Origin of the sequence: Falsiroseomonas bella (assembly GCF_003173615.1) — a bacterium.
GTDB classification, from domain to species: Bacteria; Pseudomonadota; Alphaproteobacteria; order Acetobacterales; family Acetobacteraceae; genus Falsiroseomonas; species Falsiroseomonas bella.
The window spans coordinates 590909-617197 of sequence record NZ_QGNA01000003.1 but is presented as its reverse complement, the minus strand read 5'-3'; the positions used below and the strand labels follow the sequence as shown (position 1 = coordinate 617197).

Genomic DNA, 26289 nt, shown 5'->3' with positions numbered 1-26289 from the left:
GAGGTTCTTTGCGACATGCCCAGGATCGTCACCATCGGCGCGGCGCAGATGGGCCCCATCGCGCGCAGCGAGTCACGCCCCCAGGTGGTGGAGCGCCTGATCGCGCTGCTGCGCCAGGGCGCCGCCACGGGCTGCGAGCTGGTCGTCTTCCCCGAGGCGACGCTGACGGCGTTCTTCCCGCATTGGTGGATCGAGGACGCGGCCGAACTGGATGCCTGGTTCGAGCGCGAGATGCCTTCCAACGAGACGGCGCCGCTGTTCAACGAGGCGCGTCGCCTCGGCGTCGGCTTCCATCTCGGCTACTGCGAGCTGGTCGAGGAGGAGGGGCGGCAGCGCCGCTTCAACACCGCGATCCTCGTCGGCAAGGACGGGCAGGTGATCGGGAAATACCGCAAGATCCACCTGCCGGGCCATGCGGAGCACGAGCCCTGGCGGCCCTTCCAGAACCTGGAGAAGCGCTACTTTGAAGTTGGGAATCTCGGCTGGCCTGTGTGGCGCGCCTTCGGCGGCGTCACGGGGATGATGATCTGCAACGACCGCCGCTGGCCGGAAGCCTGGCGCGTGCTGGGGCTGCAGGGGGCGGAGCTCGTGCTGCTGGGCTACAACACGCCGCGCCACGATCCCACGACGCCGCAGCACGACCGGCTGGCCGAGTTCCACAACCACCTCTCCATGCAGGCCGGCGCCTACCAGAATGGCTGCTGGGTGGTGGGCGTGGCCAAGGCCGGCGTGGAGGAAGGCATCGAGCAGATCGGCGGCAGCTGCATCATCGCGCCGACCGGGGAGATCGTGGCGCAGGCCATCACGGCGGGCGACGAGCTGGTGATGGCGCGTTGCGACCTGGACGCCGCGAACCCGATCAAGCGCAACATCTTCAACTTCGCCCGCCACCGCCGACCGGAGCATTACCGGATGATCGTGGAGAGGACCGGGGCCGAGCCGCCTGCCTAGTACCCGGCCTTCGCTTCCACCTCGAAGCCGCGCTTCGCGATCAGCATGGTGCGGTCGAACTCGCAGACCAGCTTGCCATCCTGGTTGAAGCCGCGCGTGCGGATGGTGACGATCCCTGCATTCGGGCGCGACTTGCTCTCCCGCTTGTCCAGCACCTCGCTCTCGGCGGAAAGCGTGTCGCCGGCGAAGAGCGGGTAGGTGAGCTTGATCTCCTTCCAGCCGAGATTGGCGATCGCCTTCTGCGACACGTCGGAGACGCTCATCCCCACCATCAGCGCGACGGTGAAGGGGGAGCAGATGATGCAGCGGCCGAACTCGGAATGCTTCGCGTATTCCGCGTCGAAATGCATCGGGTGCTGGTTCATCGTCAGCAGCGTGAACCAGGTGTTCTCCGTCTCCGTGATCGTGCGGTTGGGGCGGTGCTCGTAGATGTGGCCGGGCTCGAAATCCTCGAAATAGCGGCCGAAGGTCTCGCGGAAGCGGCCGGGCGCGACTTCCTTGTGGGTCTGGACCAAGGCGTCCCCCTCTCGATTTGTCCGGACAATTCCGTGCCGCCGGCTGTGCGCGGCGTCAAGTGCGGCGGCGCAACCGGCGATAGGCGGGCGCGACCAGCACCGGCATGACGAAGAGCGCAAGCTGCGCCGCCGCGACGATCAGGCCGATGTCGCTCTCCCCGGGATCGCCCAGTGCCGCCAGCAGCAGCACCATGTTGCGCGTGCCGCTGACCAGGCCGGCGGAGAGCGCGCCCTCCCGCGGGGCCGGCAGGAACACCACGAAGCCGATGGCCTGCAGCGCCAGGTTCAGCCCGAGCGCGAAGCCCAGCATCAGCAGGAAGCCGAGCGGGCGCGCCGCCAGCGCCTCGCCCACGCCGTCCATGCAGGGGATCGCCGAGGCCGTCACCAGCACGACGATCCAGGTGTCGAGCACGGGTGCGGCGCTGCGCAGCGCAGGGCGCCCGGCAAGCCGGATCGCGAGCCCCGCCAGCGCGAAGCTGCCGAAGACCAGCACGGCCAGGCGCAGCGCCATCCCCCAGGGATCCACCTGCGCGGACACACCCATGAAGGCTGCGACGGCCGGCAGCAAGACCGGCGCCAAGGCATTCGAGGGTATCGCCACGACCGTCAGCAGCGCGGCATCGGCGCCGAGCAGGATCGCGAAAACCGCGGCCGACATCACGGAGGGTGTCGCGGCGATCAGCACGGCCGCGGCGAGGAAGGCGCTGCCGCCTGCCAGCAAGGGCGCCAGCAGCGCATAGACCAGCGCCGGCACGCCGAGTGTCACCCAGGCCAGCACCAGCAGCGCCAGGCGCGGCCGCCGCAGCACGCCGACGAGCGCCGCCGGCTCCACCCGCAGCAGCGCAAGTGTCATCACGGCCAGCGAGATCCAGAGCAGCCAGGGCCGCATCGTGGCGGCAAGCGGTGGCACCGCGATGCCGAGCAGCGCCCCCGCCGCGATCAGCGCCATGCCATGGCGCCGGATCAGCGCGCTCATCCGCGCGTGGAATGCGGCAGGAAGGTCACGATCTCCGGGAAGACGGTGATCAGCGCGGTGAAGACCATCATGATCGCGCAGAAGGGCCAGGCCCAGCCGGCGATGCGGAAGATGCCGTCGCGTGTCAGGCCCTGGATGACGAACAGGTTGAAGCCGACCGGCGGGGTGATCTGCGCCATCTCGATGGTGATGATGAGGAAGACGCCGAACCAGACCGGGTCGAAACCGGCCGCGACGGCCAGCGGCAGCGTGACGGGCAGCGTCATCACGATGGCCGAGAGCCCGTCCAGCACGCAGCCCAGCAGCAGGTAGAACAGCAGCAGCACGAGGATCAGCGTGTAGGGATGCAGTCCCCAGGACTGGATCTCGTTCGCAACCTCGGCCGGCAGGCCGAGGCGCGCCATTGCCTTGGAGAGGAACAGCGCGCCCACCAGGATCAGGCCGATCATCGAACAGGTCTTCACTGTGCCGAGCAGCGCCTGCCACAGGCCGTGCAGCGTCAGCGTGCGCTGGCCGATCGCGACGAACAGCGCCCCCAGCACGCCGATGGCTGCCGCTTCCGTGATGGAGGCGAAGCCGAAATAGAGGCTGCCCATCACGAAGCCGATCAGGAAGACGATCGGGATGAGGTTCGCGAGCGACCGGATCGCCTCGGCGCGCGGGATGGCGGGCTCCTGCGGGGGCACGAGCGAAGGGTCGCGCCAGGCACGGAAGGCGATCCAGCCCATGAACATCGCGGCCAGCAGCAGGCCAGGCACCAGTCCGGCGATGAACAGCTCCAGGATCGAGACATCAGCGACGACGCCATACACGATCAGGGGGATCGAGGGCGGGATGAGGAAGCCGAGCGTTCCCGCGCCAGCCAGCGAGGCCACCGCGAGCCGCCGGTCGTAGCCGCGTGCGAGCAGCTCCTGCAGCGTGATACGCCCGACCGTCGCCGTGGTGGCGGCGCTGCTGCCGGAGACGGCGGCGAACAGCGTGCAGCCCAGCACGTTCACATGCACGAGCCGCCCCGGCAGCCGCCGCGTCCAGGGCGAGAGGCCGCGGAACAGGTTCTCCGACAGGCGCGTGTGGAACAGCAACTCACCCATCAGGATGAAGAGCGGCAGGGTGATGAGCTCCACCGCCGTGCTGCTGGACCAGATGTCGCCCGCGAGGAATCGGTCCACCCGCATGTCGCGGAAGGTCTCGAGCGCGACGACTCCGATGGACATCAACGCAACGCCGACCCACACGCCACCCGCCAGGGTGACGACGAGCATGCCGAGGACGAGGGCGAGCGGACCCGTCATTCGGCGCCGCCGCCATAGCCCGCGCCGAGGTCGGGCCGCAGGCCGACCAGCAGCCGCAAGAGCCGCGCGAAGAAGGCGAGCAGCAGCAGCGTGACACCGAGCGTCAGCAGCGCCTGCGGGATCCAGAGCGGCGTGCCCATCGGGTAGTAGGAGGTCGAGCCGAACTCCACCGTGCGCAGCAGCTGCTGCCACAGCGCCCAGGTTGCGAAGCCCAGGATCCCGAGGGCGAAGGTGGTGCCGAGCAGGTCGAGTAGCCTGGCCGCGCCGGGCCCCAGCGCCTGTAGCAGGATGCCGACGCGGATATGCCCGCCCTGCCGCAGCGTCCAGCCCGCGCCGCAGAACAGCACGAAGCATTGCAGGTAGATCGCGTATTCCACCGCCCAGGGCTGCGACCAGCCGAGGAAGGATGTCGCGATCACCTCGGTGATCAGGATCAGCGCCAGCAGCGCCGCCGAGACGGCGGCGACCACCGCGCCGGCGGCGCAGAGCAGGTCGATGCCGCGCAGCAGCGCCGCCAGGGGGGGCGGCGCGGCGCGCGCGTCATCGCCGCTCGTCACGCCCGGCCGACGCGCTGGCGGAACTGCTGGATGATCGGGCCGGCCGGCGCGTTCGTGCGGGCGAAGTCATCCGCCATCGTGGCGGTGGCCTGGCGCAGCGCCTGCAGCAGGGCGGGGGCGGGCTGCGCCACCGTCATGCCGTTGCGCTTCAGCTCCTCCATGCGCAGGTCGTGCTCGCCCTTCGAGACGTTCCAGAATTCCGGCTCCATGCGCTTCGCGAGCTGCATGATGGTGTCGCGCGTGGCCTGCGGCAGACGGTTCCAGCTCTCCCGGTTCACCACCATCAGGTTGGACGCCCAGAGGTGGTTGGTGACGTAGGTGTGCTTCAGGAATTCCCAGTAGCGCTGCGCGACGGCGGTGGTGCCGCTGGTCATCACCGCATCCACGCGGCCGGAGGCGAGCGCCGGCACGACATCGGGGTTGGTGAGCTGCTGCGGCACCATGCCGAGGCGCGTGACCATCTCCGCCGTCACCCGGTCGTAGGTGCGCATGCGGATGCCGCGCAGGTCGGCCGCGGTGTTGATCGGCTTCTTGAAATACATGCACTGCATCGGCCAGGGCACGACGTAGAGCACGACGTTGTTCCGACGCTCCAGCTCGCGCTCCCAGGTGGGGCGGACGAGGGAATGCATGGTCGCCAGCTCGTCGTAGCTGGCGATCAGGAAGGGGATGCTTTCGATGCCGAGCATCGGCACGTCGCCGACATTCTGGAAGCCCGCCATCTCCGCCATGGGCACCACGCCGTCGCCCACGGCGCGCACCGTCTCGTTCGCGCGGACGCCGAGCGAGCCGCCGGCATGCACGGTCATCTGCACCGCGCCGTTCGTCGCTTCCCGCACGGCAGTCGCGAAGCGGCCGGCATTGACGGTATGGAATTCCGAGGGGCCCCAGGGAATGGACACATCCCAGCGCGTCGCGGACTGCGCGGACGCCTTGCCGCCGATAACGCCGGCCAGGCTCAGGCCGCCGGCCGCCCGCATGAGGTCGCGTCGCTGCATGTCTCGTCCTCCTGGATCTCCCTGGCCAGACCTAACCATGCGTCCCTGGCGCTGACAACGGTTGTTCGGACAAATCGCCCGCGCCGTCTGGCGCCGCGGAGCGCGGGGCGGATAGGTTGCCGGTAAGGCAGGCGGGGACAGCCCATGAATGAGGCGGAACGGCATTTCGACGGCACCATCGGCCAGGTGCCGGAGAGCGTCGCGCTGTTGCGGCGCCACGCGCCGGAGGCCTTCGCGGCCTATCTGGCGGCCCGCGAGGCGGCGTATCGCCCGCCGCCCGAAGGCCACCTGCCGCTGGCCCAGAAGGAGCTCGTCTTCATCGTGCTGGACGTGGCCGCCGGCCATGTGGAGGGCGCGGTGGCTCATGCGGAGGCAGGGCTGCGCGCCGGGCTGACGCCGGGGCAGATCATGGAGGCGCTGTCCATCGCCATTCTCATCCACGGCCATCAATGCTGGGCGCGGGCCGGGGCAGCGGTTATGAAGCGCGTCGAGGAGCTTTCGGCATGAGCGGCGCGGTGCGCCTGCTGCGCCAGGGCGCCGTGGCGACGCTGCTGCTGGACCAGCCGGCGCGGCGGAACGCGATGACGCGTGCGATGTGGCGCACACTGCCGGCGCTGGTGGCAGAGGCCGCGCGGGACGCGTCGGTGGCTGTGCTGCGGCTGGAAGGCGCGGGCGGGCATTTTTGCGGCGGCGCGGACATCAGCGAGTTCGCAGAGACCTATGCGACGCTCGAAAACACCACACGGGCGAATGCGGAGATCGGCGCGGCCGTCGAGGCGCTCGCGGCCTTCCCGAAGCCGGCCGTCGCTGTCATCCGTGGCGCCTGCGTCGGCGGTGGCGTCGCACTGGCACTGGCCTGCGATCTGCGCTTTGCGGCCGATGATGCGCGGTTCGCGGTGACGCCGGCGAAGCTCGGGCTGATCTACAGCCAGGCCGACGCCACGCGGCTGATGCGCGCGGTGGGCGCGGCGCGCGCGAAGGACCTGCTGTTCACGGCACGGCTGGTCGAGGCCGCGGAGGCGCTGCGCATCGGCCTGGTCGAGGAGGTCTGCGCGGCCGAGGCGCTGGAGGATTTCGTGGCGCAGCGCATCGCGCCGATGGTCGCCGGATCGCGCCCCGCACTGCGGGCCATCAAGGCCGTGGCGAATGCCATCGAGGATGGTGCCGAATGGGAGTCGGCCGAGTTGCGCACGATGTTCGACGAGGCCTTCGCCGGGGACGATTTCCGGGAAGGCTACGAAGCCTTCCTCGCGAAGCGCGCGCCGGTGTTCAGGGCGCGCTGAGCGCCTCCGCCACGCCGACCAGCAGTGCCTCGGTGTAGGCGTGGCTGACGAGCTGGACGGAGGCGGGCAGATCCTCCGTCGGCCAGGGAAGCGCGATGGCCGGCAGGCCGGCGATATTGGCAAGCGCGGTGAAATCCGCCTGGTCCGGCGGCGGCGCCGCGCCGAAGGCGAAGGCGCGCTGCGGCGCCGTGGGCATCAGCAGCAGGTCGCAGGCGTCGAGCGCACGGAGCGCGCCCGCGCGCACCTCCGCCAGTCGGAACATCGCGCGCGCGAGCCGCACCGTGCCGGCTTCGCGCCCGTATTGCAGCGCGGCGCGGAAGCCCGGCGTGGTCGCGGTGGGGTCGGCGATCAGCGCTTCGTGCAGCGCGGCGGCCTCCGCTTCGATCAGCAGCAGGCCGGCCCGGCGCGCGGCGCCGGGCTCCCAGCCCCGCACGGCGACGGGTGCGACGATGGCGCCGGCGTCGCGCAGGCGCTGCGCGGCTGCCTCCCAAGCGGCGCGGACCGCGGGTTCCATGGGCGCGGCGAGGATCGGCTCCGGCAGGCCGATGCGCAGTCGGGCAAGATCGGGCGCGGCCTTCGGCACGGCGTGCCAGCCATCGGGGGCTGGCCGGCTGGCGGGGTCGGTCGGGTCGTCGGAGACCATCGCCTCCAGCCCGCGGGCGGCGAGACGCGGCGTGCGCGCGAGCATCCCGACATGATCGAAGGCCGGGGACAGCGGCACGACGCCGCTGCGCGAAACGAGCCCCGTCGTCGGCTTCAGCCCGACCACGCCGCAATAGGCGGCGGGAATGCGCACGCTGCCCATCGTGTCCGTGCCGATGGCGAGATCCGCAAGCCCCGCGGCGATGGCCGCGCCAGATCCGCCCGACGATCCGCCGGGCGTGAAGCCATGGCGCAGCGGGTTGTGGCAGAGCCGCGGCTCGTCCGTGATGGCGCCGAGCGCGCCTTCATGCATCGCGACCTTGCCCAGGATGGCAGCGCCCCCCGCGCGCAGCCCGGCGACGCAGGGCGCGTCCCGCGTCGCCATGCGCGCGGTGTGGACGGCGAAGCCGGCCGTCGTCGGCATGCCGACGACGTCCACATTGTCCTTCACGGCCAGGGTCAGGCCGGCGAGCGGCCCGTCCGTCGCGGGCTGTGGTGCGTAGTGCCAGAAGATGCCCCAGCGATCGTGCATCACTTGCGCTCGTCCAGCAGGCGGATGGGCTTCTGGCGGCTTTCCACCTGGGTCAGCGCGGCGAGGCTGCCGGGCGCTTCCAGCGCAACCGCCACCTCCACGCCGAGGCGCGTCTTCAGCACCGCCTCGAGCGTCTCGCGCAGGCCGTCCGCGCGCTCGCCGCGGACTTCGAGATGCGCCGTCATCGCATCGCGCGCGCCGTCGCGCCGCACGCGGCAGATGAACTCGCCGGTCGCGGCCTCGCAATGCTCGACCAGCAGGGCGCCGATGCCGGTTGGGAACAGGTTGATGCCGCGGAGCTTCACCATGTTGTCGCTGCGGCCGAGGAAGCCCTTGATGCGCCGGAAGGGGATGCCGAGGGGGCTCGCGCCCGCCACTTCCTCCGTCACGTCATGCGTGTTGAAGCGGATGATCGGGAAGATGTCGTCCTTGAAGAGGCAGGTGCAGATCATGTCGCCGAGGCGGCCGCGCTCCACCGGCTGGCCGGTGTCGGGGTCCGCGATCTCCAGCGCATGCGCATCCTCCATCACATGCATGCCCGTGCGGTCCGGGAACTCGCCGGCGATGATGCCGGTGTCGCCGACGCCGTACCAGTCATACACCGCGGCACCGCCCCAGGCGGCCGAGAGGCTCGCCTGGCTCTCGCTGCCGAGATGGGCGCAGATCAGGCGGATGGGGATGTCGCGGCCGGGGACGAAGCCTTCCTCGCGCGCCACTTCGGAAAGCCGCTTGATGTAGTCTGCGAAGCCGATGAGGCAGGTTGCGCCGAATTCCTTCATGATGAAGACCTGCTGCGCGCTGCGCGTCTCCGTGCCCGTGCCTGCCGACATGAAGCGGGCGCCGACCCAGTGTTGCACCGTCTCCCGCACGTAATGGCCGCCATTGATCAGGCCGTGGCCGTAGACGCTGTGCACGACGTCGTCGCGCGTCATGCCGGCGGCCAGGTAGAGTCGGGCGAGCAGGCGGTTCTGCACCTCGCGGCTCTTCGGGCCGAACAGCAGGGGCTGTGGCTTGCCGGTGGTGCCGCTGGTGGTGTGGAAGATGATCTGCGGCCGGCGCTCCGGCGGATGCGCATCCTGGCCGTGGAAGTCGCCGATGGGCGGGTGCTCCGCCACGCTCGCCATGATGTCGGCCTTGTCGTAGCTGGGCAGCTTCGGGAGGTCATCGAGCCCGCCTATGTCGCCAGGCTCGATGCCCTTCGTACCCCAGAGCCGCTGGTAGAACGGCACCTTCCAGGCGAAGGCCATCACCTTCCGGAAGTCGCGTTCCTGTCGCGCGCGGAGTTCGTCACGCGAGAGGCCGCGCAGCGCGCCGGGAAAGTCGGGGCCGATCGGGTAGTCGCGCCGCAGGCCCTCGGGGTCCATCGCGGTGACGTAGTCGAAGACGGCCATGCGCGGCTCCGGTCAGGGCAGGAGGTCGTTCAGGCGGATCGCGGGCGCGTCGTCCAGCAGGGCGAAGGCGGCCGCGATCACCGCATCCGCACGCTGCGCATCCACGCCGGCGCTGTCCATCAGCATGCGTGCCTTGGCGAGGATGGCGTCCTCGGCCAGCGGGTTCTCGGGATCGCCGAGCGCATCGGCGACGCTTTCGCGCAGCAAGGTGCCGTCATCCAGGCGCAGCGTGACGGCGGCGCCGAAATGCGCCGGATAGGCGGTGGTGAAGGCTGGCGATTCCTGCGCCGTGACGCGGCCGCGGAGCGCGGTGATGTCGGCGCGGTCGAGCGCCGGCGGGTCGAAGGCGGCGAGCGGCGGCGGGCCGTCCAGCAGGCAGACCGCCACGGCATGCTGGAGGGAGAACTTCGCTGCGATGGTGTCACGCGGCGCGGGACGGTCGCAGAAGGCCAGCGCGTCGGCATAGCTCTCGACGGTGACGCCTGCGATGGCGCGGCCTATCACCTTCGGGCGCAGGGCCAGCGCGGCGTCGATCGTCGGATGCGCGTGGCGGCAGGCGGGCCAGGGCTTGAAGCTGGTCGCATGCACCAGCCAGGCGGCGTCGGGCTCTGCCAGCACGCGCTCCGGTCGCGCATCGGGCGCCAGCCCCGCGAAGACACCCTGCGGGCCTTCAAGAATATGGCGAGGGCCGGTCAGGCCCAGCGCCGCGAGCTCCGCCGCCTCCAGGCCCATCGCGGCCGCGCGGGCGGTATGCAACTGCTTCGTCATCACCGGCTCGTGCCGGCACTGCCACACGCCGCCGGCCTGCGTGCCGGCATTGCCGAGCGCCCAGGCCGTCGCGGCCGCGTCGAGATACAGCAGCGACGCGCAGGCGGCGGCGGCGCCGAAGGGGCCCATGGTCGCGGTCGGGTGGAAGCGCGCGTAATGCGCGCCGCCCATGGCGCGGCCGATCCGGATCTCGGCCTCGTAGCCGCGCAGGATGGCGTCGAGCAGCGCCAGGCCGCCGGCGCCGAGCTCCGCGGCCAGTGCGAGGGCCGCAGGCATCACGACCGGGCCGGGGTGCAGGATCGCCTCGCGGTGGACGTCGTCCATCTCGAGAACGTTGCCGAAGGAACCGTTCGCGAAGGCGGCCTCGCGCGCGGTGGTGCGGCCGCCACGGATCACGCGCGCGGAACCGGCGGGCTGCACGGCCGCGTGGCGGCGGAACACGGCGCCCGTCTCGCTTGCCGCGCCGGCCGAAGCACAACCGATCCAGTCCAGCAGATGCAGCACCGCGCGCCTGCGGTCCGCCGGCGCGACGGGCCGCGCCAGCAGTGCGACGAGGCCTTCGGTGAGCGAGGCCTCAGCCATCGGCCAGGCGTTTGCGCGCCTCGGCAATCGCCTCCGCCGTATGCTCGCCGAGCTTCGGCAGCTTGGGGTTCAGCGTGCCGGGTTCATCGCGGAACTTGATCGGCAGGCCGAGATGCAGGTTGCCTTCCTCATCGCGAACGAGCATCCGGCGCGCGAGGCTGTGCGGCTGGTGCAGCGCCTCGCGCAGGTCGAGCACCGGCGCAAAGCAGACATCGCGGCCGGCGAACCAGGCTTCCCACTCGTCGCGGGTCTTCGTCGCGAAGGTCTCTCGCAGGAAGGTCTCCGTCAGCTTGTGCGCGGGGCCAGGCGGGCCGGAGGCGGCGGGGATCAGGTCGGCGCGGCCGAGCGCATGCAGCAGGGTCTCGACGAACTTGTGCTCGCTGCCGCCGAGCACGACCCACTTGCCGTCCTTCGTGTCGTAGATGTTGTAGAAGGCGCCGCCGCCCCACTGGCGTTCCTCCTTCACCCGCGGGGGGCGGTCCTCGGCGAAGACGGCGCCGGTGGCGTTGGGCAGCCAGGAGAGCGTGGCGTCGAACATCGCCATGTCGATCACGTCGCCGCGCCCGGTCGTCTCGCGGCGATACAGCGCCATCAGGATGGCAGAGAGCGCGAGCAGGGAGGCGGTGACGTCGGCCAGCGGGACGTTCGGATGCGTCGGCTTGCCGTCCTGCCCGAGGCTGATCGAGACGGTGCCGGCCAGCGCCTCCACGGCCAGGTCATGCGCGGGGCGGTCGCGGAGCGGGCCGTCCTGGCCGAAGGCGGAGATGGAGCAGTAGACAAGCCGAGGGTTGAGCGCGGTCATCGCCGTCGCGCCGATGCCGAGGCGATCGGCGACGCCCGGGCGGAAGGATTCCAGCATCACGTCGCAGCTGCGCGCGAGATCGTGCAGCGCCGCGAGATCAGCGGGATCCTTGAGGTTCAGGACGACGGACTTCTTGCCGCGATGGGTGTTGCGGAACCACACGCTCTCGCCATTCGCGCGCAGCCCGATGCTGCGCACCGGCTCGCCCGCGGGCGGCTCCACCTTGATCACCTCGGCGCCGTGATCGGCCATGACCGTGGTGAGATACGGCCCCGGCAGGAACAGCGAAAGGTCGAGGACACGGACGCCTTGCAGCTTCATACCGGGTTCCGCGCGATGAGTTGCTTCGCGATGATGATGCGCTGCATCTCGTTCGTGCCCTCGCCGATGCACATCAGCGGCGCGTCGCGGTAGTAGCGCTCCACGTGGTATTCCTTCGAGTAGCCGTAGCCGCCATGGATGCGCATCGCTTCCATGCTGTTCTCGACCGCGGCCTCGCTGGCGAAATACTTCGCCATGCCGGCTTCCATGTCGCAGCGCTCGCCCTTGTCGTAGGCGCGCGCGGCGTCATAGGTCAGCAGGCGTGCCGCCTGCAGCCGCGTCGCCATCTCGCCGAGCTTCAGCTGGATCGCCTGGTGCTCGCAGATCGGCTTGCCCATGGTGCGGCGGATCTGGCTGTAGCGCACGGAATCCTTCAGCGCCGCGGAAGCGAGGCCACAGCCGCGCGCGGCGACGTTGATGCGGCCGAGCTCCAGGCCGGACAGCGCCGCCTGCAGCCCCTTGCCTTCGCCGCCGATCAGGTTCTCGGCGGGCACGGCGTAGTCTTCGAAGACCAGCTCCGCGGAATCGATGCCCTTGTAGCCGAGCTTCTCGAGCTTGCGGCCGACGCGGAAGCCGGGACCCTTCGGCGCCAGCACCATGGACATGCCCTTGTGGCGCGGCTCGGCTTCCGGGTTGGTCTTCACCAGCAGGGCGAAGCAGGTGCCCTCGATGCCGTTGCTGATCCAGGTCTTGGTGCCGTTGATCACATAGCCTTCGTTGCTGCGCCGCGCGCGCGTGCGGATCGCCTGAAGGTCCGTGCCGCAGTCCGGCTCGGTCAGCGCGAGGCCGCCGCGGATCTCGCCGGCGGCGAATTTTGGCAGCCACTGCCGCTTCTGCTCCTCCGTCCCCATGCGGGTGACGATGGCGGCCATGATGAGGTGGCTGTTGAAGATCCCGGAGAGTGACATCCAGGTCTCGGCGATCTTCTCGACGATCTTGGCGTAGGTCGTGGCAGACAGGCCGAGGCCGCCATACTCGACCGGGATGGTCGCGCCGAACAGGCCGAGCTCCTTCATCTGCGCGACCATCTCATGCGGGTATTCGTCCGCATGCTCCAGCCGCAGCACATGCGGCCGCACGTCGCGTTCCAGCCATTTCTCGATCACGTCGAGAAGGGCGTCGTCCTCCTCGGACTGGCGGGCGATGTTCACGTCCATGGCGGCCTCCCGCGGCATTTGTCCGGACAAATTAGCGCGCCCCGGCGGGCGGTCAATCGCGGCCCGCGAGCACCGCGGGCAGGGCGGCGATGTCGGGCACCGCCTCGATGCCCGCGATCATCTCGATCACGCGATGCGCGCGGTCGCGTGGCAGCGCAGGCTCCGCATGGCCCCAGCAGCGCAGGAACTTTTCTTCGTTTTCTGCCTCGGTGAGGGCCGCCTTCGGGTGGCCATAGGCATGCGGCAGCAGCATCTCATGCACGGCGCCGGAGTTCAGCGTGATCACGAAGCGTTGCGGGTCCAGCGCGTTCTCGTTGGTGTTGCCGTCCGGCTCGTGGCGGATGCGCGCGGCATAGGCGTGCACGCGGGGATCGCGCAGCGCCTCGCCGCGGAAATGCGGCACGTCGCAGGCGCCATGCGCCAGCCAGACGCCGCCGACGAAGGGCAGGCAGAGCTTGGCGTAGTTCGACGCCGGGTCGGGCACGAGCGGGCGGCCGACCAGGCGGCGCACCAGCGGCGGCGCGTAGCAGACCACCTCCGCGACGTCGTCGGCGGCAAAGCCGTGCTCGCGCATCATGTCGCGCAGCGCGTGCACCAGGCCATGCGTCAGGCGGCCGGAGGGGAAGGGCTTGTGCGAAAGCTGCTCGATCTCCCAGCGCTTGCCGAGGCGTTCCGCGACGCGTTCCGGGTGGAACTGCCCGTCCTCGATCAGCACGTAGTAGCCGTAGCGGCCGTGGAAGATGTCGAGCGGGCCTGTCAGGCCCGCCGCGGCGAGGTCCGTGGCCCCGATCGCGCCCCGCGCATTGTAGCCGATCTGCAGCCCCAGCGCCGGCGAGCCCTCGACATGCGCCTGCATCGTGCCGCAGGTCTGGGCGTACATGTGGCCGAAGGCGCTGCGGATCGTCCCGGCGTCGAAGCCGGCGAGGTTGCCGATCGCCGCGGTGGCGCCGAAGCCGCCGGCGGTGGCGGGGCGGAAGAAGCGCAGCGGCGCATCCGTCGCCATGCCGAGATTGCCCGCGACATCCACGCCGACCGCCATCGCGGCCAGGAAGCGCTTGCCGTCCACGGGACGGCCGCGCGCGGCCTCGCGTTCCGACCAGGCCATCAGCGCGGACAGCAGCGTCGCCATCGGATGCACCACCGCGCCTTCATGGACGCAGTCGAATTCCAGGCAGTGGATCAGATAGGCATTGGCGATGGCGGCCGATCCCGCCGACATGCGGTGCCCGCCGACCCAGGCGGTCGCCTCGTCGCCCGGTCCCCAGGAGCGCGCGAGTTCGAGCACCTGCGCGACGCCCGTGCCGGAGCTGCCGGCGACACCGACGCCGATGGTGTCCAGGAGGAAGGTTTTCGCGCGCGCGATGGCTGACGCGCTGAGATCCGCGAAGCGCACGCGCGCCGCGTGCTGCGCCAGGGCTTCGGTGACGTCGTAGCTCATCGTGCGGCGGGCTCCGCGGGGGCGGGGGTGTGGGCGGCGAAGGCGCGCGCGATCTGCAGCCGGGTGGCGAACCACACGCCGGCCTTGCTGCGCGCGTGCTGCACGAAGCGGTCGAAGGCGCGGATGCGTCCGGGGCGGCCGATGATGCGCAGATGCAGGCCGAGCGACATCATGCGCGGCGCCGATGCGCCTTCCTCCCACAGCACCTCGAAGGTCTCGACGGCGTAGTCCAGCCACTGCTCCGGCGTGTAGCCGGGCGCAAGCCAGAACTTCATGTCGTTGGTGTCGAGCGCATAGGGCACGAGCATGATGGCGCGCGGCCCGGCATCCGTCTCCACGACATCCCAGCGCGGCACGTCGTCCGAGAAGTCGTCCATGTGGTACAGAAAACCTTCCTCCGCCAGCGTGCGGCGCAGGCGCGGCGAATGCAGGTAGCGCGACAGCCAGCCGAGCGGGCGTTCGCCCGTGGTGGCGCGGATGCTCTCCACCGCCTTGCGCACGAAGTCGCGCTCGCGTTCCTCGTTGTAGGAGAACTGGTGGATCCAGCGCCAGCCATGGCTGCAGGGCTCGTGGCCACCGGCTGCGATGGCGCGGCCGATCTGCGGCGCGCGTTCCAGCGCCATCGCCGCGGCGGTGAAGGTGGCGGGGATGGCGTGCTTCTTCAGGATGGCGTCCACGCGCGGCCAGCCGGCGCGGATGCCGTATTCGTAGTTGGACTCGTTCGCGAAGTTGCGGATCGGCACCTTGAGGTGGACGCCGAGCTCGTCAACCGGCTCCGGCCCCTTGTCGCCGTCGCGCAGCGACATCTCGGCCCCTTCCTCGACATTCACCACGATGCTGAGCGCGAGGCGCGCCTCATCCGGCCACATGGCGGGTTCCCCGGAACTTGTCCGGACATTGCCTAGCGCGCGGCGCGCCGCGCGTGAAGTCTCAGCCCTCCTGCCGGCGCAGCCGCATGGCGTAGGTGAAGCCCTCCGCCGGGTGCCAGTTGCGCGAGACCAGCAGCGTCTGCCCATCCGTCAGCACGTGGCGCCGCATCAGCAGCATGCCGGTCGCCCGTCTCTTGCGGCGCAGCGCGTCGGCGGCGGCGGCGGGGAGGGGGCCGGCCGAGATCTCCTGGACGACTTCCGCGACCTCCACGCCGAAGCGCCGTTCGATGGCGTGGTGGATCGCGCCGCGCTCCGGCAGGTCCGGCCCGATCGCGGCGAAGCGCGGATGGATCAGGATGTCGGTGGTGGCGAGCGGCCGTCCATCCTGGCCGATGCGCAGCCCTTGCACCGAAAGCCACATCTCACCGACCTCGCCCTGGGCCAGCGCCGCTTCCTCACGGCCGAGCGGGGCCATGCCGCGGTGGTTGATCAGCAGCCGCGTGTCGTCGCCGTAGCGCATCAAGCCGTCGATGCTGGGAATGCCGAAGACCTCACCGCGCGGCGGCTCGCGTGCGATGACGATGCTGCCGGCACCCTGCCGCCGCTCGACCAGCCCGGCTTCCACCAGGCGACGCAGCGCCTCCCGCACGGTGTGGCGGGAGACCTTGAGCGTGGCGCAGAGCTCGGCCTCTGTGGGCAGCAGCGCACCCACGCCATACCGCCCTTCGGCGATCGCGTCGCGCAGCCGCTGCTCGATGCGGGCGTAGAGCGGGGCGCGCGGCGTGACGTCGCGCGGCGACATGCGTCTCAGTGCTTCTCGAGCAGGGCTCCGAAGCCCTGGACCTTGTCCTGGATGCCGTTCTGCCGCAGCGCCCACCAATAGGTGGCCGTGTTGATGGCGATCACCGGCTTGTCGAGCCAGAACTCGGCGATGGCGGCAAGGCGCGCCATGGCCAGGTTGGTGCCGACCTGCACGATCGCCTGCACCGAGGAATCGTTCAGCTCCAGGATGGCGTCGCGCAGCGTGCGTTCGGAGACATGGGCGATGGCGACCGGGCTCTCGCATTTCAGCCCCTTCAGTGCCGCCACCTCGTAGCCGCAGTCGTTGAAGAACCGCACCACCTGCCTGTCACCCACGGGTTGGTAGGGGGTGATCACCGCGATGCGGGTGATGTCCGGCCCGAGCGTGCGCAGCGCGGCGCGGCAGGCGTCGGAGCCCATCGCCACCTTCACGCCGGCCCGCGCCTCGATGCGCTTCTCGAGCTCGACCGAGCCTTCGAGCCCGTCCCAGAAGGTCTCGGCGGACATGCCCATGACCAGGTAGTCGGGCTCGCAGGACATCACGGAATCCACGCAATCCATGATGGTGCCGCGGATCGCGTCCATCAGCGCGCTGAAATCCGGGTCGTTGGCGAGCTTCATGTTGGGGATGCTGATGCGGCCGAAATGGTTCGTGACGCCGGGGGGCCGCATGGCGTCGAATTCCGGCTGCACGGAGGTGTTGGTGGAGGGCGCGATGACGCCGAACTTGCGGCGCCAGCCGAGGCTGTCCGTCATGGGGCGATCCTTCCCGTCGCCCGCAGGCTAGCGCGCCGCTTTTGTCCGGACAACTCGCCCGTCACGGCCCCGCGACGGAGGGCAGCCACAACGCTATTCCCGGAAAGACCATCAGCACCGCGATCGCGAGGATGTAGACCAGCACGAAGGGCAGCACGCCGGAGAAGACGTGGCTGATCGGCCCGCCGTCGCGGCGCAGCCCCTGCAGCACATAGAGCACGGTGCCGTCCGGCGGGCTGATCAGCGCGATCTCCACCAGCATCGTCACCACCACGCCGAACCAGATGGGGTCGTAGCCGAGCGCCATGACGACCGGGAAGATCACCGGGACGGTGGTGATGATCATGGAGAACCCCTCCATGAAGGTGCCCATCGCCAGGTAGAAGCCGATGATCAGCGCCATGACGACCCAGGCCGGCAAAGGCAGCGCACCGACCGCCTGCGCCATCATCTGCGGCACGCCGAGCAGGCCGATGACGTAGTTCAGCACATAGGCGCCCATCAGGATCAGGCCGATCATCGCCGTGTTGCGTGCCGTCGCCTCCGCGCTGTTGTGCAGCATGCGGAAGGAGAAGCGGCCCTCGGCGACCGCTATCGCGATCGCGGCGACGACGCCGAGCGCGGCGGACTCGGTGGGCGTCGCCAGGCCGGCATAGATCGTTCCCAGCACGACGAAGATCAGCAGCAGCGTCGGGATCAGCCCGACCAGCGCGCGCAGCTTCTCCCGCAGCGGGATCGGCGGGCCGGGTGGCGGTGCCGCGGCCCGTTTCAGCAGGATGACGACGATGAAGAACGCCACAACCATCAGCGCCGGGCCGAGCGCGGCGAGATACAATGCGCCGACGCTGGTTTCCGTGATCAGCGCGTAGATGATGAAGGTGATCCCGGGCGGGATCAGGTTGCCGAGCGCGCCGCCCGCCGCAAGCGAGCCCATGACCATGCGCGGGTCGTAACCCTTGCCCTGGAAGAAGGGCATCGCGACCGAGCCCATGGCCGCCGCCGTCGCCACCGAGGAGCCGGAGATCGCCGAGAACACGCCGGAGGCCACGATGTTCGTGTGCAGCAGCCCTCCCGGCATGCGGTCCAGCCAGACATTCAGCGCGCGATAGAGGCGTTCGGAGAGGCCGGCGCGCAGCAGGATCTCGCCCATCAGCAGGAACAGCGGCACCGAGACGAGCACGAAGGAGGAGGAGGGGCCCCAGATGGTCTGGCCGAGGAAGCTCCAGAACGGGCGGTCGGAAAAGGCGAAGCCCATCAGGATGCCGAGCACACCGAGCGCGGCGCCGATATAGATGCCAGCCGCGAAGAAGGCGCAGAAGATGCCGAGCACGACGAGGATCGGCCCGATCGGCAGCGACCCGGCATCTGCCATGCCGAAGAAGGACAGGCCGATGAAGACGCCGAGCAGCAGGAGGATGAAGACGACGGCGATCACTGCGACGCGCCCGGCGTCTTGATCGCGACGAGCGCTTCCTCCGCCTCCTCGGTGTAGCTGCGGGAGGAGAGGTTGCGCTCCACCTGGCGCGCGTCGCCGGCCAGGGCGAGCAGCAGGTTTTCCAGCAGCATTGCCACGATCAGCAGCAGGAACACGATCAGCCCTGCGGCCCAAAGCCCCTGCGGGACGGCGAGTGGTGTGCGCAGGGCGCTGATGTCGGTGGCGTTGAACAGCAGGCTCTCATCCACCAGGTCCCAGGCACCCTTCGCCAGGAACGCCATCAGGAATCCCAGCAGCGCGAGCGAGAGCAGGTGCAGCCAGACCCTGACCGGGCGCGGCAGGTGGTTGATCAGCACGTCGATCCGGACGTGGCCCCGCTGGGCCAGGCCATGCGCCAGCCCCCAGGAGAGGCCGAAGGCGAGCATGTAGCCGGAGATTTCCACCGTCGAGCCGGTGCTGAAACCCAGGAAGGCGCGCGCCAGGACCTCGAAGGCGATGAAGAAGGCGCAGAGCACGAAGCCCCAGCCCGCGACCACGCCCATCACGGTGGCGACGAGGGTGATGCCGCGGCGGAGCGCCGTGGCCGCCTTCAGCATCCGACGGGCCCTCCCCGACGCGGGAGGGCCCTGGGCGCGCGCGTCACCGCGCCTCGTACCGCACGCCGGAGATCGGGGCGACGACGCGGTTGTAGGTCTCGCCGCAGGCGGCGCCGCAGCGGCGCACGAAGGCGGGCAGCACGTTGTTGGTCAGGATGCCGCGCAGCGTCTGCAGGTCCTCCGGCGTCGCGCGGGTGACCGTCATCGGGCGGTTCTCCACCAGCCGGCCGATGGAGCAGCCCTGGCGCTGTCCGATGTTGCAGGCGATGCCGTCCTCGGTCGCTTCCTCGCCGAGCTTCCACTGCGCGTCCTGCAGTTCGGCGAAGGTCGTGGTGATCAGGTCGCGCGTGGGCGCGTCCAGGCGGTTCCACCAGTTCAGGTTCACGAAGTAGCCGAAGGTCGACCAGGCGACGGGCAGGGCATACATATGGGTGGTCACCTCGTACCAGCGCGCGCCGTTGCCGCTGCCGGTGCCCGTGATGGCGCAATCCACCACGCCGCGCTCCAGAGCGCCGTAGACCTCGGGGAATCCGATCCCGACGGCCTGGCCGCCGACTGCGGTGACGAAGTCGTTGATCGAGCCGCCACCGGTGCGGATGCGCTTGCCGCGCAGATCGGCCAGGCTGTTCACCTTGTCGCGGCAGAACAGCACCTGCGCCGGGTAGGGCGCGGTGGCGATGATGCGCACGCCGATGCGCTCGAGCCCACGGTTCAGCTCGGGCGTCAGCGCTTCCGCGACGCGGCGCGCCTGGCCGATATCCGGGTTCAGGCCCGCGAGGTCCGGCATGTCCAGCAGCGGCACGTCGCCCGCCACGGTGTTCAGCGGCACCGCGCCGATATCCACCTGGCCCGAGCGCACAAGGCGCACGATCTCGGGCCCGTTCAGGTTCCGCTCCGGCCAGGAGGCGAGGGTGACGCGGATGCGCCCGTTGCTCCGCTGCGGCAGGCCCTCGCGCAGCATCGGGATGTCCACACGGGTCCACTGTGGAATGCCCGGCGAGGGCTGCGTCACTGCCTGAATGTTCACTTGGCCCTGCGCCTGGGCCGGCCCGGCAAGCATCGCCATGCCAAGCGCCGCGCCCAGCAATGCGCGGCACATCGTCCCGATCCTGGTCATGCTTCGATCCCTCTCCCGTCCGTCTCTCGGCATGGCCAACATAAGCAAGGCCGATGCCGTGGACTCGCTCTCCCAAGGCTCGGGAGAGTGCCGCAGGGCGGGCCGGCAGGGAAGCCGGGCCTGGGAGCCTACTCGGCCTTGATCCCGGCGGCGCGGATCACACCGCCCCATTTCGCTATCTCGGCGCGCTGGAAGGCGGCGAACTGCGCGGCGGTGCTGCCGACGAGGTCGAGCCCGAGCGTGGCCGAGCGCTCCGCCACCTCCCGGTCGCGCAACGACGCGGCGACTTCCTGCTGCAGCCGGGCGATGGCGGCCTCCGGCGTGCCGGCGCGGACGGACATGCCGTACCAGTTCTGCACCTCGAATTCCGGCAGCGTCTCCTTCAGCGTCGGCACGTCGGGCAGCGCCGCCATGCGCTTCGGTCCCGTGGTGGCGAGAGCGCGCACGCGCCCGGCCTCGATATGCGGCTGGCCGATGGCGAAGGCGTCGAACATGAACTGCACGCGCCCGCCGATGAGGTCGGCATAGGCCGGCGCGCTGCCGCGATACGGCACGTGCACCGTGCGGATGGCTGCCTGCGCGTTGAGCAGCTCGCCCGAAAGATGCGGCAGGCCGCCGTTGCCGGAGGAGCCGAAATTCAGCTCGCCGGGCTTTGCCTTCGCCAGCGCGATGAACTCCGGCAGGGTCTGCGCCGGCACGGCCGGGTTCACCACCAGCACGAAATCCAGCGAGGCGACATGCGACAGCGGCGCGAGGTCGCGCAGCAGGTCCACCTTGTCGGGATACAGCGCCTGGTTGACCGCCAGCACGCCCGTCGTGCCGAACAGGATCGCGTGGCCGTCCGCCTCGCCGCGCGTCACGGTCTCGGTGGAGAGCAGGCCGTTTGCGCCGGGGCGGTTCTCCACCACGACGGGCTGGCCGAGCTTCTCCGACATCTTCGGCGCCATCAGGCGCGCCAGGATGTCGATGCCGCCACCGGGCGGGAAGCCGATCACGATGCGCACGGGCCGGTTCGGCGCCCAGGCTTGCGCGGCGGCGCCGCGGCCGAGGAAGGGCAGGGCGCAGGCCGACAGCAGCAGGCCCCGTCGCGTCGCGCGCATTTCCATCTCGCTTCCTCCCGCTTATGCCGGATCGTCGCCGGGCTGTTGAGATTTGTCGCATGCTGGGATTAGTTTGTGCGGCCGGTCAAGGGCGAGCCGTGACGACCGGGCAGGAGGGAACGTTGGGAGCCGCACGCGACGCGACGCGCGAAGTGCATGTCTATGCCGGGACTGCCGGCCACTCGGCCTGGTTCAGCGACGATCTGGGCGAGAGCTGGGTCCATCCGAACAGCCATTCCGGCATGTATCTGGAGGCACGCGTGTGGTCGCTGGCCAGCCATCCGGCGCGGCCCGAGCGCCTGTTCGCAGGCACCGACATGGGCCTCTATCGCTGGGACGAGGCGACGGCGCGCTGGGCTGCGCTCGACTCGCCGATGCAGGATGTCTGGGCCGTCGCGATCGATCCGAAGGACCCGGATGTGCTGATCGCCGGCACGCGGCCGGCCTCCTTCTGGCGTTCCGCGGATGCGGGCAGGAGCTGGCACCAGTTGCAGGCACCGGGCCTCGCGCAGTTCTCCGAGCAGAACATGGGGCCGACGCGCGTGACGCAGATCCTGTTCGATCCGGTGAATGACGGCACGGTCTGGGCCTCGGTCGAGATCGGCAGCATCTACCGCAGCAAGGATCGCGGCCGGACCTGGGAGAGGAAGGACTCCGGCCTCGTTTCCGGCGACGTCCATGGTCTGGCCGTGATCGCGCTGCCGGGTGGCGGCAAGGCGCTGCTCGCGACCACCAATCGCGGGCTGCACCGCAGCGAGGACGATGGCGAGAGCTGGCACCTGCAGGAGCTGCCCTCGCCCTGGCCCTACACCCGCGGGGTGCAGCCGCGCGCCGATAATTCGGGCGTGGTGTTCCTGGCCAATGGCAACGGCCCGCCGGGCAATGACGGCTTCCTGCTGCGCTCGCGCGACCATGGCCGGAGCTGGGAGGATGCGAAGCTGCCGGGCGCGCTGGAGAGCAGCGTGTGGTGCATCGCGACGGATCCCGCCGATCCCATGCTGATCTTCGTCTGCACCAATCTCGGCGAGCTGTTCCGCAGCACCGATGGCGGGGAGAGCTGGACGCGCCTGCCGCATGTCTTCGGCGAATTGCGCGCGTTGCACTGGCGGTCGCTGCCGAAGGGCACGCGGCAGGCGGCGCATTCGATCACGCGGCCGACGCTGAAGGCCGTGCAGTTGGGCTGGAAGGCGGCATGAGCGCACGATTTCCCGCCGTCCCGCCGGAGGCGATGGACGAGGCGCAGTGCGCCCTGGTGGCCGAGATCGCCGGCGGGCCGCGCGGCGGTGTGCGCGGGCCGTTCCTGGCGCTGCTGCACAACCCGAAGCTTGCGCATCGCGTCCAGGCGCTGGGCGAGCATCTGCGCTTCGGCACGGGCCTGCCGCAGCGCCTGGTGGAGATCGTGGTGCTGGCCACGGCGCGGCACTGGACCTGCCACTACGAATGGGTCGCGCATTCCCGCATTGCGCGGAACGAGGGCGTGCCGGAGCACATCATCGAGGCGATCCGCCTCGGCCGGCGCCCCGACCCGATGCAGGAGGATGAGCGGCTGGTCTATGACGTCGCGCTGGCCGCGCATGACAGCGGCGACCTGCCCGATGCGCTGTTCGCGGCGGCGGAGGCGCGATTCGGCAGGGCCGCGATCCTCGATCTGCTGGCGCTCTGCGGCTACTATGCGATGCTCGCGATGGTGCTGAACACGGCGCGGCCGCCGCTGCCCGATGGCACCGCGCCGCCGCTGCAACCGCTGCCGAGAGGTGCCGCATGAGTCAGACATTGCGCGTCGGCCTGATGGTGCCGGCGAACAACACCACGATGGAAGGCGAGCTGGCGGCCTGGCTGCCGCCCGGTGCGCAGATCACGCGCGTCGGCATTCCCCGCGGCGCCGGGCTGCTGACGAAGGAGACGATGCCGGCCTATCGCGACACGGCGATCGCGCTGGCGGCCCAAAGCTTCTCGCCGGCGACGCATGACCTGGTGGCCTATGGCTGCACGGCCGCGGGCTTCATCTCCGGCCCGGCGGGCGATGCGGAGCTGGCGGCGGAACTCGCGCGGGTGACCGGGCTGCCGGTGGTGACGACCGCGCGGTCCATGGTCCTCGCGCTGCAGGCCGCGGGCGCGCAGCGGATCGCGGTGGTGACGCCCTATCATGCTGCCGTGAATGCGCAGCTCACCGCCTTTCTTGAGGATGGCGGCATCGCGGTGGAGCGGCTGGACAGTTTCCGCGCCGCGGATGTGCATGCCCTCGGTCGCATCACGGCGGAGGAGGTGCGGGACCTCGCGGAACGCACCATGGGCGATGACGTGGATGCGCTGTTCATCGGCTGCTCGCAGCTGCCGACCCATGCGGTGCTGGATGGCCTGGCGAAGCGTTTCGGCAAGCCCGCGCTGTCCTCGATCAGCGCTACGGCCTGGCAGGCGCGACAGGTGATGCAGCAGCGCGCGGCGGCGTAGCCGCTTCCCGCCACGGGGGCGGATCAGCGCAGCGGGGAGTGCGGCGCGGCCAGCACCAGGCTGCTCTCGACCTCCTCCACCAGCGATCCGTGCCGCGCCAGCACGCTGTCCTGGTGCCAGGAGCGGGCGAAGCGCGCGGACGCGTCGGCGTGCGCAAGAAGCTGCACGACCTCGTTGATCGGCCCCGCCGTCGTGACCCAGACGCCGAGCGTGCCCGCCTCGCCATCGGCCGCCACGGCGCGCGCCAGCTCGCCCGCGCCGCCGGCCACGCTGCGGATCAGGCGGAACTCGTAGAGGCGTGAGGGCGCGGGCGGCGGGCGCAGCGGCAGCACCGCGTCCATGAAGCGCACCACCTGGCGCAGCATCAGAGGTCGGACATGCGCCAGGTACTGCTCGCGCCAGGCGGGCAGCGCCTCCAGCTCCAGCCGCAGCTTGCGGCGCGTTTCCAGGTCCTCGTGGCGCCACAGGTTGAAGACCGTGTTGGCGGCGCCGACCTCGCCCGCCCAGAAGCCCAGCAGCACGCCGAACCGGTCGCCGCGGACCGGCACCGCGACCTTCTCCGCCAGCTCCATGTAGCGGGCCATCGCGCCGGGCCGGAGGGTGTAGATGCGGAGTTCGTCCACCATGTGCGCGATCTCGTGCTTGATCGATTGCCGTATGGTGGGACATTCTTCCGGATGCCGCAACGCGCGGCAAAAGGAGGAAACGCATGCGACGGCTGCTTGCCGCGGTGCTCGGCGCCGCCCTGCTGTTCGGTGTTGCGCCGGCGGCGATTGCCTTCCCCGACCGGCCGATCCGCCTGATCGTGCCCTACGGCCCCGGCGGCATCACGGACATCACGGCCCGCATCATCGCGCCCGCGCTGGGCGATCAGCTCGGCCAGCAGGTCGTGGTGGACAACCGGCCGGGCGGCGCGGCGATGCTGGGCTTCGGCATGACGGCGCGCGCCCCGGCCGATGGGCACACGCTGGTGCTGGCCACCACCGCGCTGGCGGCGAACCCCGTGCTGTTCCGCGACATACCCTATGATGCGCGGCGCGACTTCACGCCGGTCAGCCTGGTCGGGCTGGTGCCCATGGTGCTGGTGGTGCCGCGCAACGCGCCGGCGAACTCCATCGCGGAGTTCGTGGCCCTGGCGAAGCGGCGCGACGGGCAGATGAACTACGGCTCCGCCGGCAATGGCAGCGGCAATCACCTGACGACCGAGATGTTCATGCACGCCGCCGGCATCCGCGCGACGCATGTGCCCTACCGCGGCGGCGGGCAGGTGATGACGGACCTCGTCGCCGGCCGCGTCGAGTTCGTCTTCGCCGTGCTGCCGACGGCGCGGCCCTTCATCCTGGATGGCTCGCTGCGCGCGCTCGCGGTCACTGGCCGCACCCGTAGCGATGCGGTGCCCAGCGTGCCGACGGTGGCGGAGACGGTGCTGCCCGGCTTCGCGCTGTACGAGTGGCTCGGCCTGCTCGGGCCCGCAGGTTTGCCGGAGCCGGTGCTCGCGCGGCTGCACCAGGCCGCCGTCGCCGCCGTGCGGGATCCGGCAATCGCGGAACGGCTGAAGGGCATCGGGGTGGAAGCGCAGGGCAGCGATCCCGCAACGCTCGCCACGCATCTCGACAGCGAGCTGCGGCGCTGGGACGACCTCGCGAAGCATGTCCGCTTCGAGGTCGCGCAGTGAGCGCCGCGTCGGCGGGCGTGCTGCGCAATGCGGCCGCGGTGCCCTGGATCGAAGGCCCGGGGCATCACGGTGGTGCGCTGTCCAAGGTGCTGGTCGCGGCGGGGGAGGGTGGCTCGCGGCTGACCGACTACCGCATCTCCTCCTACGCGCCCGGCGCGCATGTGGCGCGCCACGCGCATGAGACGAAGGAGCAGATCTACCATTTCCTGGAAGGCGAGGGCCTGCTGGAACTGGGTGAGGCCGCGCATGTCGTGCGCGCCGGCGACTGCGCGTTGATCCCTCCACATGTGCCGCACGCGCTGCAGAACACCGGCATGGGCCGGCTGGTCTTCATCGTCGTGACGGTGCCGCTGTAGCTCACCCCACCGCGCGCGCCGGGCGCGCGGCCTGCGGCTGCTCCTCGACCAGTCGCGTGCAGGCTTCGCGCGCGGCCGCCATCACCCGCTCCGCCAGTGCCGGCCTTGCGGAGGGCGGCACGCGGCCGGCCTCCGTCGCGATGCCGAGGCTGCCCAACACCTCGCCCTGCGCGTTGAAGAGGGGCGCAGCGATGCCAAGCACGCCGGGCTGGAACTCGCCGATCGTCACGCAATGCCCGGCCTCCCGGATCAGGCGCAGCGCGTTGCGGAACGCATCCCAATCCGCGCCAAGGCCGGCGGCGGCAATCGTCGTGCGGTGCTTCACGAAGAGCGTGCGCAGCCGGTGCGGCGGCAGATGCGCGAGGATCACCTTGGAGGCCGCGCCGGCGAAGAGCGGTCGCTTCTGGCCGCGGCTGAACAGCCCGGCCGGCGCGCCCGCGGCCGGCACGTCGTCCACGCACATCACCGCGCCGCTGAAGAGCAGGCAGAGCAGCCCGCTGAACCCTGTCTCCGCCGCAAGGCGCCGCATGGGCGGGCCGCCGCCCGCGCTCACCGGGTCGCAGAGGCGCATCGTGCGGTCCAGCTCGATGATGCGCGGCCCCAGCATCCAGGCGCCGCCCGCCACCGGAGAAAGCAGGCCCGCCGCCTGCAGCGCCTTCAGGTAGCGGTAGAGGGTGGAGCGCGATGCGCCGGAGTAGCGGATCAGGTCCTCGGTGGACCAGGCCGGCGCCGCCGTGGTGAAGACATCCAGCAGGCCGAGCATGCGGTCGAGGCTGCTGCCCGAGCGGCGCGGCGAAGAAAGTCCCGTCATGCTGGACATCCCAACGCAGGCCCCCTAGCGTGGCGGCGGTCACGAAGCGGCGCCGCGGAAGGCGCCGCCGGGCAGGAGGAAGCGGTCATCACGGCCCAGGATAGAGCCGCGAATCCG

28 protein-coding genes are annotated in these 26289 nt (G+C 70.5%); 8 read left to right on the top strand and 20 right to left on the bottom strand.

The features are described from left to right. Positions 1–15: 15 nt before the first annotated feature. The gene (locus DFH01_RS15500) at positions 16–951 is read left to right on the top strand and encodes an N-carbamoyl-D-amino-acid hydrolase (protein WP_109871344.1); all 936 of its coding nucleotides are present in this window, start codon (positions 16–18) and stop codon (positions 949–951) included. Here DFH01_RS15500 and DFH01_RS15495 read toward each other — a convergent pair. The 5 genes from DFH01_RS15495 to DFH01_RS15475 are packed head-to-tail and all read right to left on the bottom strand — an operon-like array spanning position 948 to position 5289. Next, complete coding sequence (locus DFH01_RS15495) at positions 948–1466, bottom strand: MaoC family dehydratase (protein ID WP_109871343.1); 519 nt, start codon at positions 1464–1466, stop codon at positions 948–950. The genes DFH01_RS15500 and DFH01_RS15495 overlap by 4 nt on opposite strands. A gap of 55 nt (positions 1467–1521) precedes the next feature. Continuing rightward, entirely contained in the window at positions 1522–2442 is a 921-nt protein-coding gene (locus DFH01_RS15490) for a hypothetical protein (protein WP_109871342.1), read from the bottom strand. Continuing rightward, positions 2439–3734: a TRAP transporter large permease gene (locus tag DFH01_RS15485; RefSeq protein WP_109871341.1), complete on the bottom strand. Its 1296-nt coding sequence runs from the start codon at positions 3732–3734 to the stop codon at positions 2439–2441. The genes DFH01_RS15490 and DFH01_RS15485 overlap by 4 nt, the downstream gene beginning before the upstream one ends. Then, positions 3731–4291: a TRAP transporter small permease subunit gene (locus DFH01_RS15480; protein WP_233256127.1), complete on the bottom strand. Its 561-nt coding sequence runs from the start codon at positions 4289–4291 to the stop codon at positions 3731–3733. Before DFH01_RS15480 ends, DFH01_RS15485 begins: the two co-directional genes overlap by 4 nt. Beyond that, positions 4288–5289, bottom strand: coding sequence for a TRAP transporter substrate-binding protein (locus tag DFH01_RS15475; protein WP_109871340.1), 1002 nt, complete (start codon positions 5287–5289; stop codon positions 4288–4290). The genes DFH01_RS15480 and DFH01_RS15475 overlap by 4 nt, the downstream gene beginning before the upstream one ends. 144 nt (positions 5290–5433) lie before the next feature. Here DFH01_RS15475 and DFH01_RS15470 point away from each other — a divergent pair, with 144 nt between their 5' ends. Both DFH01_RS15470 and DFH01_RS15465 read left to right on the top strand, forming a co-directional pair. Next, the gene (locus tag DFH01_RS15470; RefSeq protein ID WP_109871339.1) at positions 5434–5796 is read left to right on the top strand and encodes a carboxymuconolactone decarboxylase family protein; all 363 of its coding nucleotides are present in this window, start codon (positions 5434–5436) and stop codon (positions 5794–5796) included. Continuing rightward, positions 5793–6572, top strand: a complete 780-nt coding sequence (locus tag DFH01_RS15465) for an enoyl-CoA hydratase/isomerase family protein (protein ID WP_109871338.1) — start codon at positions 5793–5795, stop codon at positions 6570–6572. Before DFH01_RS15470 ends, DFH01_RS15465 begins: the two co-directional genes overlap by 4 nt. Here the strand turns inward: DFH01_RS15465 and DFH01_RS15460 are convergent. The 13 genes from DFH01_RS15460 to DFH01_RS15400 form a co-directional block, all read right to left on the bottom strand. Beyond that, a complete protein-coding gene (locus DFH01_RS15460) occupies positions 6559–7746 on the bottom strand; it encodes an amidase (RefSeq protein WP_109871337.1) in 1188 nt (395 codons plus the stop codon). The two genes, DFH01_RS15465 and DFH01_RS15460, sit on opposite strands and share 14 nt — an antisense overlap. Beyond that, the gene (locus DFH01_RS15455) at positions 7746–9137 is read right to left on the bottom strand and encodes a phenylacetate--CoA ligase family protein (RefSeq protein WP_109871336.1); all 1392 of its coding nucleotides are present in this window, start codon (positions 9135–9137) and stop codon (positions 7746–7748) included. Before DFH01_RS15455 ends, DFH01_RS15460 begins: the two co-directional genes overlap by 1 nt. 12 nt (positions 9138–9149) lie before the next feature. Further along, entirely contained in the window at positions 9150–10487 is a 1338-nt protein-coding gene (locus DFH01_RS15450; RefSeq protein ID WP_109871335.1) for an MmgE/PrpD family protein, read from the bottom strand. Then, entirely contained in the window at positions 10480–11610 is a 1131-nt protein-coding gene (locus tag DFH01_RS15445) for a CaiB/BaiF CoA transferase family protein (protein ID WP_109871334.1), read from the bottom strand. The genes DFH01_RS15450 and DFH01_RS15445 overlap by 8 nt, the downstream gene beginning before the upstream one ends. Next, entirely contained in the window at positions 11607–12767 is a 1161-nt protein-coding gene (locus DFH01_RS15440; RefSeq protein WP_109871333.1) for an acyl-CoA dehydrogenase family protein, read from the bottom strand. Before DFH01_RS15440 ends, DFH01_RS15445 begins: the two co-directional genes overlap by 4 nt. A 52-nt stretch (positions 12768–12819) precedes the next feature. After that, positions 12820–14205 (bottom strand): MmgE/PrpD family protein, encoded by a 1386-nt coding sequence (locus DFH01_RS15435; RefSeq protein WP_109871332.1) that lies wholly within the window; start codon positions 14203–14205, stop codon positions 12820–12822. Then, positions 14202–15074, bottom strand: a complete 873-nt coding sequence (locus DFH01_RS15430) for a polysaccharide deacetylase family protein (RefSeq protein WP_109871331.1) — start codon at positions 15072–15074, stop codon at positions 14202–14204. The genes DFH01_RS15435 and DFH01_RS15430 overlap by 4 nt, the downstream gene beginning before the upstream one ends. A gap of 61 nt (positions 15075–15135) precedes the next feature. Beyond that, complete coding sequence (locus DFH01_RS15425) at positions 15136–15876, bottom strand: GntR family transcriptional regulator (RefSeq protein WP_109871330.1); 741 nt, start codon at positions 15874–15876, stop codon at positions 15136–15138. Positions 15877–15881: 5 nt separating this feature from the next. After that, positions 15882–16631, bottom strand: coding sequence for a maleate cis-trans isomerase family protein (locus DFH01_RS15420; protein ID WP_109871329.1), 750 nt, complete (start codon positions 16629–16631; stop codon positions 15882–15884). Positions 16632–16692: 61 nt separating this feature from the next. Further along, the gene (locus DFH01_RS15415; RefSeq protein ID WP_109871328.1) at positions 16693–18066 is read right to left on the bottom strand and encodes a TRAP transporter large permease; all 1374 of its coding nucleotides are present in this window, start codon (positions 18064–18066) and stop codon (positions 16693–16695) included. After that, entirely contained in the window at positions 18063–18662 is a 600-nt protein-coding gene (locus DFH01_RS15410; protein WP_109871327.1) for a TRAP transporter small permease subunit, read from the bottom strand. Before DFH01_RS15410 ends, DFH01_RS15415 begins: the two co-directional genes overlap by 4 nt. Before the next feature lie 43 nt (positions 18663–18705). Beyond that, on the bottom strand, positions 18706–19779 hold the full coding sequence (locus DFH01_RS15405; RefSeq protein WP_158287773.1) for a TRAP transporter substrate-binding protein: 1074 nt from the start codon (positions 19777–19779) through the stop codon (positions 18706–18708). 128 nt (positions 19780–19907) lie between these two features. Then, positions 19908–20885 (bottom strand): Bug family tripartite tricarboxylate transporter substrate binding protein, encoded by a 978-nt coding sequence (locus tag DFH01_RS15400; protein ID WP_109871325.1) that lies wholly within the window; start codon positions 20883–20885, stop codon positions 19908–19910. Between the two features lie 116 nt (positions 20886–21001). On the opposite strand from DFH01_RS15400, the gene DFH01_RS15395 reads away from it, so the two are divergent. The 3 genes from DFH01_RS15395 to DFH01_RS15385 are packed head-to-tail and all read left to right on the top strand — an operon-like array spanning position 21002 to position 23330. Further along, positions 21002–22075 (top strand): WD40/YVTN/BNR-like repeat-containing protein, encoded by a 1074-nt coding sequence (locus DFH01_RS15395; RefSeq protein WP_109871324.1) that lies wholly within the window; start codon positions 21002–21004, stop codon positions 22073–22075. Then, complete coding sequence (locus DFH01_RS15390; RefSeq protein WP_109871323.1) at positions 22072–22644, top strand: carboxymuconolactone decarboxylase family protein; 573 nt, start codon at positions 22072–22074, stop codon at positions 22642–22644. The genes DFH01_RS15395 and DFH01_RS15390 overlap by 4 nt, the downstream gene beginning before the upstream one ends. Further along, positions 22641–23330 (top strand): maleate cis-trans isomerase family protein, encoded by a 690-nt coding sequence (locus tag DFH01_RS15385; RefSeq protein WP_109871322.1) that lies wholly within the window; start codon positions 22641–22643, stop codon positions 23328–23330. The genes DFH01_RS15390 and DFH01_RS15385 overlap by 4 nt, the downstream gene beginning before the upstream one ends. 23 nt (positions 23331–23353) lie before the next feature. Here DFH01_RS15385 and DFH01_RS15380 read toward each other — a convergent pair whose 3' ends face one another. Further along, complete coding sequence (locus DFH01_RS15380) at positions 23354–23956, bottom strand: NIPSNAP family protein (protein WP_109871321.1); 603 nt, start codon at positions 23954–23956, stop codon at positions 23354–23356. An 83-nt stretch (positions 23957–24039) separates the two neighbouring features. Here DFH01_RS15380 and DFH01_RS15375 point away from each other — a divergent pair, with 83 nt between their 5' ends. Next, positions 24040–25005, top strand: a complete 966-nt coding sequence (locus tag DFH01_RS15375) for a tripartite tricarboxylate transporter substrate binding protein (protein ID WP_109871320.1) — start codon at positions 24040–24042, stop codon at positions 25003–25005. Further along, positions 25002–25361, top strand: a complete 360-nt coding sequence (locus DFH01_RS15370) for a cupin domain-containing protein (RefSeq protein ID WP_109871319.1) — start codon at positions 25002–25004, stop codon at positions 25359–25361. Before DFH01_RS15375 ends, DFH01_RS15370 begins: the two co-directional genes overlap by 4 nt. A 1-nt stretch (position 25362) precedes the next feature. On the opposite strand, the gene DFH01_RS15365 is transcribed toward DFH01_RS15370, so the two are convergent. Then, positions 25363–26172, bottom strand: a complete 810-nt coding sequence (locus tag DFH01_RS15365; protein WP_158287772.1) for an IclR family transcriptional regulator — start codon at positions 26170–26172, stop codon at positions 25363–25365. Positions 26173–26289 lie beyond the last annotated feature (117 nt).